We start from the raw sequence: 12,673 nt of genomic DNA, 5'->3' as shown, positions 1-12,673 counted from the left end.
TAGAAAAAATGAATCCATTAATCCAAAGTTTGACTGAAGGTCAATTACGCTCTGATATTCCTGAGTTCCGCGCTGGGGACACTGTACGCGTTCACGCAAAAGTTGTCGAAGGTACTCGCGAACGTATCCAGATCTTTGAAGGTGTTGTTATTTCACGTAAAGGTCAAGGAATCTCAGAAATGTACACAGTACGTAAAATCTCTGGCGGTATCGGAGTAGAACGTACATTCCCAATCCACACTCCACGTGTTGATAAAATTGAAGTTATCCGTTACGGTAAAGTACGTCGCGCTAAACTTTACTACTTACGTGCATTACAAGGTAAAGCAGCACGTATCAAAGAAATCCGTCGTTAATCTAAGATACCAAGGGCGTCTAGAAATCGACAGAAAATTAGGAAACTGTCGCTGTGACATAGTCACAAGGCAGTTTTTCTATTTTCCGAGATTTCAGCCCGGGTCCAACACCTAAGATGCAAAGGGCGTCAAACGAACCTCGCAAAAATAGGAATATAGACGAAGAGTCACGGGACTCTAGGAGAGATTATCTTTTTTGCTCAGCTCCCACGCCGTGCTCGATTACGACAAGAAAGCTCATCAGAAATGGTAGGTTTTTCTTTTGATGATTTTGATAAGTGAAATAAAATGAAATGCTATTTGTTGAAAAAATCATTTTATAGGCCTTTACAAAATTTTTGCTTTTTTTAACGGTTTTAGTTTTTCCGTAAGAGAGGTCTATGATAAAATATAGTGAAGGGAAAATAATTTGTTAAGGAAAATATATGACAGATAAAAAAAGAGTAGCACCCATTGTAATGTCAGATCTTCGGAAAGAGATCATTAGAATGCCAGAGGTTATTTCGGAATGTTCTGGTATTTTTATTTACGGACGTCGTATCCGTTCCGTCTTATTTAGTACTGATGTTTCCATTATTGCAAATAGTAATGCTGACGCTGTTTTGGCTGTTTATCCCTTTACTCCGCACCCAGCTATTTTGAAGTCGATTATGATTGCATCGACAGTTCCAGTTTTGGCAGGTGTTGGTGGAGGTTTAACCACAGGTTTTCGCTCTGCTAACATGAGTTTGTTTTCAGAATCAGAAGGTGCCTACGCAGTTGTCGTCAATGGACCAACAAAGATTGAAACGATAAGAGATATCGAAGATTTTATCGATATTCCAATTATTTACACGGTAGTTACAGAACATTCTGATATTGCCGGTCGAATTGCTGCAGGAGTTGATATTTTAAATGTTTCCTGTGGACCAGATACACCTCGAGTTGTTCGCGAAATTCGAAAGTCCTTCCCAGATTTTCCAATTATGGCAACTGGTGGACCAACGGATGAAACTGTTAAAGCTGTTATTGAAGCAGGTGCAAATGCAGTAACGATAACCCCTCCAACTAATGGGGAACTCTTTAAAAAGAAAATGGTTAAGTATCGTGAGAGTCATGCAGACTAATCAATTTAATCTTGCATTTCTCAATTTTCTAGGCTACAATAGATAAGGTATTCTTGCCTTAGGCTCCTTAGTTCAATGGATATAACAACTCCCTCCTAAGGAGTAGTTGCAGGTTCGATTCCTGCAGGGGCCATTTCTGAAAAAGCTTTAATAGTGACCAAATTTTTGGTCCTTTTTTCATTTTTCAGGTGTCTTTAAGTGTCTAGTGAAAATGACTTGTAAAGTTTTGTAATATTAAAGAAAGTAGGGTTAAATGGCTTTTCCAAAAAGAAATCTAGAAAATAAATATGATTATGGCATTATCATTCCGGTCTCTTGTCTCCTTGCGATTGGTTTGGTTTCCATTTTTGTGGCTACTTACCATGATTATCCTCATTTATTGGCTAAAGTTATGATCCAACAAGTTTTATGGATTGCTTTTGGTTCTTTGTTAGCCTATATTCTGATGTTTTTTACAACGAAATTTCTTTGGAAATTGACGCCCTTACTCTATCTACTTGGAATTGCTTTAATGGTTTTACCGCTCTTCTTTTTTAGTCCTCAGTTGGTAGCTTCTACAGGTGCTAAAAATTGGATTACCATCGGTTCAATGACTCTCTTTCAACCGTCGGAATTTATGAAAATCTCTTTCATCCTTGTTTTGGCACGATTAACGGTATGGTTTAAAGGACGAAAGGAAAGAGATAGTTTTAAAGACGACTGGAAGCTATTAAGTCTTTATGTATTGGTCACAATACCAGTTATGGTATTATTGGCCTTGCAGAAAGATTTAGGAACGGCAATGGTCTTTATGGCGATATTAGCAGGTGTTGTTTTAATAGCAGGTATCTCCTGGTGGCTCTTGTTGCCTATTTTGATTAGTACGATTGCGGCAATAGCACTCTTTTTTACAGTTTTCTTGATGCCCAATGGCAAGGAATTTTTCTTTAATTTGGGAATGGATGCTTATCAAATCAACCGAATTTCGGCTTTCTTAGCCCCCTTTGATTTTTCAAAAACGATTGCCTATCAGCAGACTCAAAGTATGATTTCGATTGGAAGTGGTGGGATTTTTGGAAAAGGATTTAACCATTTAGAATTACCCATTCCTGTCCGTGAGAGTGATATGATTTTTACAGTTATTGCTGAAAACTTTGGTTTTATTGGTTCAGCTATTTTACTCATGTTATATTTGATTTTAATCTATCGAATGCTTAGGGTGACTTTAGAATCAAATAATTTATTTTATACCTACATTTCTACAGGATTCATCATGATGATTCTCTTTCATATTTTTGAAAACATTGGTGCGGCCTTAGGGATTTTACCTTTAACTGGTATTCCATTACCCTTCATATCTCAAGGGGGGTCAGCGCTTATTTCAAACTTAATTGGTGTTGGTTTAATTCTGTCAATGCATTATCACCATGTTTCTGCAAAAGATTTGCAAAGCTATGAAAATCAGGAAAATAATAAAGCTAAGTAGAATCGAAAACGAGGACTTGCAAGGTCTAGATTTATCTAGTTTGCAAGCCTTTTATTTTGACTTTATGCTACAAAAAATGGCGAAAATATGATATAATTAAGGCTATGAACTATGACGTTTATATTTGGGATCTAGGTGGTACACTCCTGGATAATTATGAGACCTCAACGAAAGCCTTTGTTGAAACTTTGGCAGCTTACAACTTACCTGGAAATCATGATCAAGTCTACGCTAAATTAAAGGTATCTACTGAAGTTGCCGTGGCTACTTTTGCGCATTTTGAAAGTAATTTTTTAAAGGATTATAAGATACGAGAAGCCAGTGCTTTGGCTGATCCTATTTGGCGTGATGGGGCTCGGGAGATACTAGCAAAAATTACGAAAAGCGGAGGTCAAAATTTTCTCATTTCTCATCGAGATGAGCAAGTCTTGCATCTGTTAAGTCAGGCTCATTTGCTAGACTATTTCACCGAAATTATTACGTCAGGAAATGGCTTTGCACGCAAACCAAATCCAGAAAGTCTCTTTTGCTTAAAAGAGAAGTACCAAATTCACAAAGCATTGGTCATAGGAGATCGACCAATAGATTGTCAAGCTGGACAAGCTGCAGGGTTTGATACCCTACTTGTCGATGAAAATAAGTCATTATTGGAGATAGTAAATTAAATGATTGAAGAAAATAAAGAACAAACTGAAAAAGTCCAAGAATATGATGCCAGTCAGATTCAAGTTTTAGAAGGACTTGAGGCTGTTCGGATGCGTCCTGGGATGTATATTGGATCAACATCTGCAGAAGGACTTCACCATTTGGTCTGGGAAATTGTTGATAATTCGATTGATGAAGCACTGGCAGGATTTGCTAGTCATATTGAAGTTTTTATCGAAGAAGACAATTCCATCACTGTTGTCGATGATGGACGTGGTATCCCAGTTGATATTCAAGCGAAAACGGGTCGACCTGCGGTTGAAACGGTCTTTACTGTTCTCCATGCTGGAGGTAAGTTTGGCGGTGGCGGCTACAAAGTATCTGGTGGATTGCACGGGGTGGGTTCTTCAGTTGTTAATGCCCTATCAAGCCAACTTGATGTAAAAGTCTATAAAAATGGTAAAATTCACTATCAAGAGTTCAAACGTGGTGTCGTTGGAGACGACTTAAAAGTAATTGGTGATACTGATTTGACAGGTACAACTGTCCACTTCACACCAGATCCTGAAATCTTTACTGAAACAGTCGTTTTTAGCTTTGATAAATTAGCCAAACGGATTCAGGAGTTAGCCTTTCTAAACCGTGGCCTTCGGATTTCCATCACTGACCGTCGTCCTGACATGGAGCAGGAAAAAGACTTCCATTACGAAGGTGGTATTGCCTCTTATGTAGACTACCTCAACGAGAAGAAAGAAGTCATCATTGAAAGTCCTATTTATACGGATGGTGAAATGGATGGCATAGCTGTTGAAGTTGCCATGCAATACACAACAGGTTATCACGAGAATGTTATGAGCTTTGCTAATAACATTCATACCCATGAAGGTGGTACGCACGAGCAAGGCTTCAGAACAGCTTTAACCAGGGTCATCAATGATTACGCCAAAAAGAATAAAATTCTCAAAGAAAATGATGATAATTTAACGGGTGAAGATGTTCGTGAAGGGTTAACAGCAGTTATCTCTGTTAAACATCCAAATCCTCAATTTGAAGGACAAACGAAGACAAAATTAGGAAATTCAGAAGTTGTTAAAATTACTAATCGTCTTTTCAGTGAAGCTTTCCAACGTTTCTTATTAGAAAATCCTCAAATTGCGCGTAAGATTGTTGATAAGGGGATCCTTGCCTCAAAAGCACGTATTGCTGCTAAACGGGCTCGGGAAGTAACCCGTAAGAAGTCAGGACTTGAAATTTCTAATTTACCGGGTAAATTAGCTGACTGTTCTTCAAATGATGCCAGTCAGAATGAGCTTTTCATAGTCGAAGGAGATTCTGCGGGTGGTTCTGCCAAATCAGGTCGTAACCGTGAGTTCCAAGCTATTCTTCCAATTCGTGGTAAAATCCTTAACGTTGAAAAAGCTACCATGGATAAAATTTTGGCAAATGAAGAAATTAGAAGTCTCTTTACTGCTATGGGAACTGGCTTTGGTTCTGAATTTGATGTTTCAAAAGCTCGTTATCAAAAATTAGTGATTATGACCGATGCCGATGTCGACGGTGCACATATTCGAACTCTTCTTTTAACGCTTATTTACCGCTTTATGCGCCCCGTTTTAGAAGCAGGATTTGTTTATATTGCTCAACCGCCAATTTATGGAGTTAAGGTTGGTAATGAAATTAAAGAATACATCCAACCAGGTGTTGATCAAGAAAATCAATTACAAGCCGCACTTGAAAAATACAATGTTGGTCGTTCTAAACCAACTGTTCAGCGTTATAAAGGTCTTGGAGAAATGGACGATCATCAATTATGGGAAACAACCATGGATCCTGAAAACCGTTTAATGGCCAAAGTTACTGTTGATGATGCAGCTGAAGCTGATAAAGTTTTCGATATGTTGATGGGTGATAGAGTTGAACCTCGACGTGAATTTATTGAGGAAAATGCTGTCTATAGTACGCTTGATATTTAGTGAAATAACTTTTGAAAAACGCTTTAAAGTATGTTATAATCGTAACGTTATAATGCATTTTTTATAAATTTTAATAAAAGGCGATAAACAGTATTATCAGGTGAGTATCTAAAAGATGATTTATCGCATAATAAGGAGATTAAGATGTCAAGCGGAATTATTTTGCTAATTGTAGCTATAGTCCTACTTGTGATTATTGCTTATCTAATTGGAGTTATTATTAGAAAACGTAATGATTCATTGATTAGCAGTTTAGAAGATAGAAAAGTAGAACTGTTTGGCTTGCCTGTTAATGATGAGATTGAAGAAGTGAAATCTCTTCATTTGATTGGTCAAAGTCAAACCTCTTTCAGAGAATGGAATCAAAAGTGGGTTGATTTAACCGTTAATTCATTTGCTGATATTGAAAACCATTTATTCGAAGCTGAAAAATTAAACGACACTTTTAATTTTATTCGCGCCAAGCATGAGATTAGCAATGTTGAAAGTCAATTAAATGTCGTTGAAGAAGACATTCAATCCATTCGCGAAGCTTTGAGCATCCTCAAAGAACAAGAGGAAAAAAATAGTGCACGTGTTACACATGCTCTAGACTTATATGAAAACTTACAAGAATGGATTTCTGAACATGATAATCAATTCGGGACAACTAAGCCTGAAATTGAAAAACAAATGAAAAACATCGAAACTGAGTTTTCTCAATTTGTAACTTTGAACTCAACAGGTGACCCAGTAGAAGCATCTGAAGTTCTTGATCGTGCTGAAGAGCATACTATTGCTTTAGGTCAGATTACAGAACAAATTCCAGCCATTGTTGAAAAATTGGAAAAAGATTTTCCAGAACAATTGGATGATTTGGAATCAGGTTATCGTCGTCTCCTTGAGGAAAATTATCATTTTGCTGAGTCCAATATTGAGGCTCGTTTCCAAGAAATTCGAGAAGCTATTCGTACCAATGCTTCAGAATTAGTTAGTCTTGACTTGGATCGTGCACGTGAAGATAATGACCATATTCAAGAACGCATTAATTCTTTATATGATCTCTTCGAACGTGAAATAAAAGCTCAAAAACAAGTTGTCAAAGACAGTAAAATTATCCCTTCATATTTAGCTCATGCTAAAGAAAACAATCAAAAATTAAGTGATGAAATGACTCGTCTTTCTCGTAAATACATTATTAACGAGACTCAATCAGCAAATGTCAAAGCTTTTGACAAAGAAATTCAAGATGTTGAAGAAAATGCTCTTGCATTAGCTGAAGATGTGACAGCTCAAGAAGTTCCTTATTCAGAATTAGAGAAATTCTTTGATAAATATTTGAAAAAATTGGCGACTGTTGAAGCAGGTCAAATGGAAGTTTTCGAAGCTATTAAAGATATTGAGGCAACAGAAGCAAAAGCACGTAAAGATGCGGATGTCTATGTAGCACAATTGCATATGATTAAACGCTTTATGGAAAAACGTCATTTACCAGGTATCCCTCAGGATTACTTAAATGTTTTTTTCACAACGTCATCACAACTCGAAGCACTAATGGACGAATTAAGTAAAGGTAAAATCGATATTGAAGCCATTACAAGACTTTCTATTATTGCTCAAGCTTCAGTTGCTAATTTAGAGGATTATAGTTACCAAGTTGTTGGTAATGCGACCTTAACGGAGCAACTTTTACAGTACTCTAACCGTTATCGCAGTTTTGAGCCTGGTGTCCAACATGCCTTTGAAGTTGCTATGCAACTCTTTGAAGTTGATTGTGACTACCAAGCATCATTCGATGAAATTTCATATGCTCTAGAAACCGTTGAACCTGGAGTTACGGATCGCTTCGTTAATTCTTATGAACGGACAAAAGAACGCATTCATTTTTAAAAGTTTGAGCCCCTGGCTCAAACTTTTTTTTCACTTAACTTGCTAGGAATAAAAAAATTATATAGAATGAATTAATACCTTTAGAATAGTAGGGAGTTTTATGGGAAAAGTAAAAGGAATACTAGTCATGGATGTTGACTCTACCTTGATTCAAGAAGAAGTTATTGATCTTTTAGGAAATCAGATTGGTTTTGGTGAAGAGATTGCAGAAATTACAGAAAAAGCTATGAATGGTGACTTTGATTTTGAAGCTGCCCTGAAGGCAAGAGTAGCCTTATTAAGAGGATTACCTGAATCTATATTTGATACTGTTTATCAGCAGATCCATTTTCAGAAAGGTGCTAAGGAACTTATAGATTATCTACATGCTAAGGATTATAAAATTGGTCTAGTTTCTGGTGGATTCCATGAAACAGTTGATCGCTTAGCCAAAGAACTGGGCATTGATTATGTCACAGCCAATCGGCTTGAGATTGTCGATGGCTATTTGTCAGGCCAGGTCACTGGACCAATTGTTACCAAAGAAGTCAAAGTTCAGAAATTACAAGAATGGGCCCATCTCAATCAACTTCCTCTGTCTGCGACTATTGCCATGGGCGATGGTGCAAATGACCTTCCAATGATTCACAAAGCAGGACTAGGTGTAGCTTTTTGTGCAAAGGAACTTGTTCGCAAAGAAGCTCCAAACCGGATTGATGTTCCTGATTTGGCAGCTTTGATTCCACTAATTGAAAAAAGAGAGAATGACAATGAATCGCATTAATTTAATTTGTTTAGGTGTTCGTAACATGGCTTAGTCCGTGGCCTTTTATCGGGAAGGCTTAGGTTTTGATAGTAAGGAAACAAGCTCCAACCCTGATGTTATCTTTTTCAGTAATGGAGGAACGAAGTTGGAGTTGTTTCCAATTGCTGAGCTGTTAAAAGACTTTGGTTCTGGGCTACCAACTCTAGCAGAAGGACAATTTAATGGCATGACCCTTGCCTATAATGTTAAGGAAAAGCAAGAAGTCTTAGAGGTGCTAGAATTAGCCCGTCAAGCTGGCGCGACTATCATGAAGGAACCACAAGAAGTTTTTTGGGGCGGCTATCATGCCTACTTTGCGGATCCTGACAATTATGTTTGGGAAGTTTGCTGGAACCCCTTTATGCCTTTTGACGAAAATGATATGGTGATTGTTTGATGACCGACTACATTTTATTACTTAGAGGGATTAATGTTGGTGGTCACCATAAAGTGAACATGGCTATCTTAAAAAATCAGTTAACAGAAGCTTCATTTGAAGTTGTAACTTCCTATATTAATAGTGGTAATTTCCTTTTTTCTTCCGACTTACCAGAAAAGGAAATCATTTCTCGGATCAGCAGCATCCTCGAGAGTGATTATGACTTTTCGATACCATTTTTACTTTTAAAGAAAGCAGATTATCAGGAAGAATTTTCACAATTACCAGACTGGTGGTCTAATGACCATTTTCGAAAGAATGTTCTTTTTTTTCTGCCAACTTTAGATCAAGAAAGCATTGAGCGCTTTATGAATCAAGTTGACTTGAAAGCAGGCGAAAGTCTTTATCGAGGGCAGTTGGCACTCTATTGGACTATAGACAAAGAAGAAAATTATGCAAAATCTTACTATCACTCTCAATTGGCTAAACAAAAATTATATAAAGAAGTCAGTGTAAGAAATGGTAAAACAAGTTTATACCTTGCGACAAACTGAAAAGAAGCCAGCAATGGCTTCTTTCGTTTTAATTCTTAATTTTGCTTACCAAAAAGATTCTGCCAGAAGGATGGTTTATCTTTCTTATCTTTTGTCGAATGGCTCTGCTGGTTAAGTGACGATGAAATGGACGTTTCGTTCAAATTGACGGCGTGATCCGTATGTAGAACTAATGCAAATGGTGAGTGAGCCCCCGTCTCATCGACAATTGTAGTGGGGATATTCTTCTTGCTAGCCATCTTCATATAACTCATTTGATATTGAGAATCCAATTCAGAGGACAGTTTCAAAGAAAGTGGTTCATATTGTTCAACCAGACTTGGCAATAAGCGTTCAAATTCTAATTTGGCAATATCATTTTCAATTCCTTCTAAAGGAATAGTTAGTAAGACACGTTCTGAAAATGTTCCAAGATAGTAGCGCTGTTGATCGGGATCAAAACGGTATTCACCCGTCGCACTTTTTATAACCTTCTGATCTAGTGAGTCCATATGAGCCTCCTTAAGCTAGTTTAAACATAATTTCATTATACTTATTTTTTAATTAAAAAGCTATTAAAAGCCGTATTCAGTTGATTTCTGTAAATTTCAGAAAAAATTGAAAATATCTTTTGTAAGTTAGTGATTTTTTTCATTAATGCGCTTTTTAAGTTGAAACCACCTGTCATTTGTGGTATTATTAACTTGTAAAAAATTAAAACTCATAAGGAGAGTATTATAATGTCAATTATTACTGATGTTTACGCTCGCGAAGTCCTAGACTCACGCGGTAACCCAACACTTGAAGTAGAAGTTTATACTGAATCAGGTGCATTCGGACGTGGAATGGTTCCTTCAGGTGCTTCAACTGGTGAACACGAAGCAGTTGAACTTCGTGATGGTGACAAATCTCGCTACAACGGTCTTGGAACTGAAAAAGCGGTTGATAACGTAAATAACATTATCGCTGAAGCTATCATCGGTTATGATGTTCGTGATCAACAAGCTATTGACCGTGCGATGATCGCTCTTGACGGTACTCCAAACAAAGGTAAACTTGGTGCTAACGCTATTCTTGGTGTTTCAATTGCCGTTGCGCGTGCAGCTGCTGACTACTTAGAAGTGCCTCTTTACAACTATTTAGGCGGATTCAATACTAAAGTTCTTCCAACTCCTATGATGAACATCATCAATGGTGGATCTCACTCTGATGCTCCAATCGCATTCCAAGAGTTCATGATCATGCCAGTTGGTGCAGCAACTTTCAAAGAAGCTCTTCGTTGGGGTGCTGAAGTATTCCATGCTCTTAAGAAAATCCTTAAAGAACGTGGTCTTGAAACAGCTGTTGGTGACGAAGGTGGTTTCGCTCCTAAATTTGATGGAACTGAAGATGGTGTAGAAACTATCCTTAAAGCTATCGAAGCTGCTGGTTATGAAGCTGGCGAAAACGGAATCATGATTGGTTTTGACTGTGCTTCATCAGAATTCTACGATAAAGAACGTGGCGTTTATGACTATTCTAAATTTGAAGGTGAAGGCGGAGCAGTTCGTACTTCAGCTGAACAAATTGACTACCTTGAAGAATTAGTTAACAAATACCCAATCATCACTATCGAAGATGGTATGGATGAAAATGACTGGGATGGCTGGAAAGCTCTTACAGAACGTCTTGGTGGCCGTGTACAATTAGTTGGTGACGACTTCTTCGTTACAAACACTGATTACTTAGCACGTGGTATCAAAGAAGAAGCTGCTAACTCAATCCTTATCAAAGTTAACCAAATCGGTACATTAACTGAAACTTTCGAAGCTATTGAAATGGCTAAAGAAGCTGGATACACTGCAGTTGTATCACACCGTTCAGGTGAAACTGAAGATTCAACAATCGCTGACATCGCAGTTGCAACAAACGCTGGACAAATCAAAACTGGTTCATTATCACGTACAGACCGTATTGCTAAATACAACCAATTACTTCGTATCGAAGATCAACTTGGTGAAGTAGCACAATACAAAGGAATCAAATCATTCTATAACTTGAAAAAATAATTTAGTCTAGTAGACTAAATTATCCTGAGCTAATATCTATTAGCGAAGTAAAGTTATTGAAGAAGACTTGGATGTTATCCAAGTCTTTTCTTTTAGTGGTAAGACAGAAACCTAATATCTTTAGTAACTTTAACCAAAAAACCTTGGGAAAATCCCAAGCTTTTTTCTTATATCTAGTTTTAGTTGCCGTTTAGGACTTTTGAGAAGCGTTTATCAGGGACGAACCACATAATAGCTACGATGATGAAACAGGCGATTGATAAGTAAGAGGAGACGAAGCTGAGGATAATGGAAATGGTGTAAAAGATGGCTGATATTTTACCTTTTTTATCTTTTCCAATTACTTCTTGTAATTCTTCTTTGGCATCACTGATATTAACAACTTGCTTTTGCAGGTAAATGTAGGCAAAGGCTGTTAAAAGAAAGACAATCCCATAAACCATGGCTGGTAATTGTTCTTTATAAAAATGGCTGAGCCAAGCTGTTGAGAATGGGATTAGGGACATAAAGAAGAGCCACATCATATTTCCCCATAGGACTTTGGCGTTGGTTTTAGTTATGCTTGATAATAAATGGTGGTGGTTGTTCCAATAGATAGCTACATAGGCATAGCTTAAGAGATAGGCTAAAAGCTTTGGTAGAACTGCAAGTAAACTTGCCAGTTGATAGGATTCAGGTACTTTGAGTTCCAAAATCATGATGGTGATAATAATGGCTAAGACACCATCACTAAAGGCTTCTAATCGTGAACTTTTCATTTTTTCCTTCTGCCCAAAATCGTTAGGGACTTTTCTTTTTGATTTATTTTACCATAACCTGTCTAGTCAGCCTAGTTACTTGCTTTTTTTGAAGCGAAAGTCCTTTTTTTCTCATGCTAATTGTGCTACAATATTAAAGTTGCCATGCAACCCTTGGTGCTTAGTTCCCTTTCGCCAAGCATATTACAAACGCTCGAAGATGAGATGACTTGAGCGTCAAAGGAGAAAATATGAAATCTTATACTGTCCGTGACTATGTTCACATTGCTTTAGTGGCTGCTCTTTATGTGGTCCTAACTATTACACCTCCCCTTAATGCTATCTCTTATGGAATGTACCAGTTTAGAGTATCTGAGATGTTAAACTTTCTTGCTTTTTATAACAAGAAATACATTACTGCCGTGACCATCGGTTGTATGATCGCAAACTTTTATAGTTTCGGAATCATTGATGTCTTTGTTGGCGGAGCTTCAACCCTTATCTTTGTTAGTCTAGGTGTTTATCTATTTAGCAAATATAAAAATGAATATGTGTTTAATGGTCAAATCAATAAAGCCTTCTTTTACTTTTCGCTCTTTTTTGCGGCATCAATGATTACAGTTGCTATTGAATTATTCTTTGTAGCAAAATTACCATTATTAATGACATGGTTCACTACAGGAGTTGGAGAATTTACTTCTTTACTTATCGGTTCAATTATAATAGATAAGCTGTCAAAAAGTATGGATTTAAGTCTTTAATATCATAAAAATTGTCT

13 protein-coding genes, 1 tRNA gene and 1 riboswitch are annotated in these 12,673 nt (G+C 37.2%); of the genes, 12 read left to right on the top strand and 2 right to left on the bottom strand.

The genetic code is table 11. The features are described 5' to 3' along the window. The first annotated feature begins 8 nt into the window (after positions 1–8). The 10 genes from rplS (at position 9) to A9Q68_RS03895 (ending at position 9,131) form a co-directional block, all read left to right on the top strand. On the top strand, positions 9–356 hold the full coding sequence (gene rplS / locus A9Q68_RS03940; protein WP_071793382.1) for a 50S ribosomal protein L19: 348 nt from the start codon (positions 9–11) through the stop codon (positions 354–356). A gap of 425 nt (positions 357–781) precedes the next feature. Next, positions 782–1,462 carry a beta/alpha barrel domain-containing protein gene (locus A9Q68_RS03935; RefSeq protein WP_071793381.1) on the top strand — a complete coding sequence of 227 codons (681 nt, stop codon included), beginning with the start codon at positions 782–784 and terminating at the stop codon, positions 1,460–1,462. A gap of 61 nt (positions 1,463–1,523) precedes the next feature. Further along, a tRNA-Arg gene (locus A9Q68_RS03930) sits at positions 1,524–1,595 on the top strand. Positions 1,596–1,715: 120 nt separating this feature from the next. Beyond that, positions 1,716–2,927: an FtsW/RodA/SpoVE family cell cycle protein gene (locus tag A9Q68_RS03925; protein WP_071793380.1), complete on the top strand. Its 1,212-nt coding sequence runs from the start codon at positions 1,716–1,718 to the stop codon at positions 2,925–2,927. A gap of 104 nt (positions 2,928–3,031) precedes the next feature. Then, complete coding sequence (locus A9Q68_RS03920) at positions 3,032–3,592, top strand: HAD-IA family hydrolase (RefSeq protein WP_071793379.1); 561 nt, start codon at positions 3,032–3,034, stop codon at positions 3,590–3,592. After that, the gene (gene gyrB, locus A9Q68_RS03915) at positions 3,593–5,545 is read left to right on the top strand and encodes a DNA topoisomerase (ATP-hydrolyzing) subunit B (protein ID WP_071793378.1); all 1,953 of its coding nucleotides are present in this window, start codon (positions 3,593–3,595) and stop codon (positions 5,543–5,545) included. A 144-nt stretch (positions 5,546–5,689) separates the two neighbouring features. Then, positions 5,690–7,414 carry a septation ring formation regulator EzrA gene (gene ezrA / locus A9Q68_RS03910; protein ID WP_071793377.1) on the top strand — a complete coding sequence of 575 codons (1,725 nt, stop codon included), beginning with the start codon at positions 5,690–5,692 and terminating at the stop codon, positions 7,412–7,414. Positions 7,415–7,514: 100 nt separating this feature from the next. Further along, positions 7,515–8,177 carry a phosphoserine phosphatase SerB gene (gene serB / locus A9Q68_RS03905; protein ID WP_071793376.1) on the top strand — a complete coding sequence of 221 codons (663 nt, stop codon included), beginning with the start codon at positions 7,515–7,517 and terminating at the stop codon, positions 8,175–8,177. Positions 8,178–8,214: 37 nt separating this feature from the next. Beyond that, positions 8,215–8,595 (top strand): VOC family protein, encoded by a 381-nt coding sequence (locus A9Q68_RS03900; protein ID WP_240494206.1) that lies wholly within the window; start codon positions 8,215–8,217, stop codon positions 8,593–8,595. Continuing rightward, a complete protein-coding gene (locus A9Q68_RS03895) occupies positions 8,595–9,131 on the top strand; it encodes a DUF1697 domain-containing protein (RefSeq protein WP_071793375.1) in 537 nt (178 codons plus the stop codon). The genes A9Q68_RS03900 and A9Q68_RS03895 overlap by 1 nt, the downstream gene beginning before the upstream one ends. 35 nt (positions 9,132–9,166) lie before the next feature. On the opposite strand, the gene A9Q68_RS03890 is transcribed toward A9Q68_RS03895, so the two are convergent. Next, positions 9,167–9,622, bottom strand: coding sequence for a YueI family protein (locus tag A9Q68_RS03890; RefSeq protein ID WP_071793374.1), 456 nt, complete (start codon positions 9,620–9,622; stop codon positions 9,167–9,169). Between the two features lie 228 nt (positions 9,623–9,850). Between A9Q68_RS03890 and eno the strand changes: the two genes are divergently transcribed. Continuing rightward, positions 9,851–11,158, top strand: coding sequence for a surface-displayed alpha-enolase (gene eno / locus A9Q68_RS03885; protein WP_071793373.1), 1,308 nt, complete (start codon positions 9,851–9,853; stop codon positions 11,156–11,158). Between the two features lie 179 nt (positions 11,159–11,337). Here eno and A9Q68_RS03880 read toward each other — a convergent pair whose 3' ends face one another. After that, on the bottom strand, positions 11,338–11,916 hold the full coding sequence (locus A9Q68_RS03880; RefSeq protein ID WP_071793372.1) for a TMEM175 family protein: 579 nt from the start codon (positions 11,914–11,916) through the stop codon (positions 11,338–11,340). 121 nt (positions 11,917–12,037) lie between these two features. Continuing rightward, positions 12,038–12,149, top strand: a riboswitch (PreQ1 riboswitch). Here A9Q68_RS03880 and A9Q68_RS03875 point away from each other — a divergent pair. Beyond that, positions 12,147–12,656 carry a QueT transporter family protein gene (locus A9Q68_RS03875; RefSeq protein WP_071793371.1) on the top strand — a complete coding sequence of 170 codons (510 nt, stop codon included), beginning with the start codon at positions 12,147–12,149 and terminating at the stop codon, positions 12,654–12,656. (Overlaps the previous riboswitch by 3 nt.) Positions 12,657–12,673 lie beyond the last annotated feature (17 nt).

Source organism: Streptococcus bovimastitidis (genome assembly GCF_001885095.1).
In the GTDB taxonomy this organism is placed as follows: domain Bacteria; phylum Bacillota; class Bacilli; order Lactobacillales; family Streptococcaceae; genus Streptococcus; species Streptococcus bovimastitidis.
The sequence above is the reverse complement of the archived record's forward strand: the minus strand, read 5'-3'. Positions and strand labels throughout refer to the sequence as shown.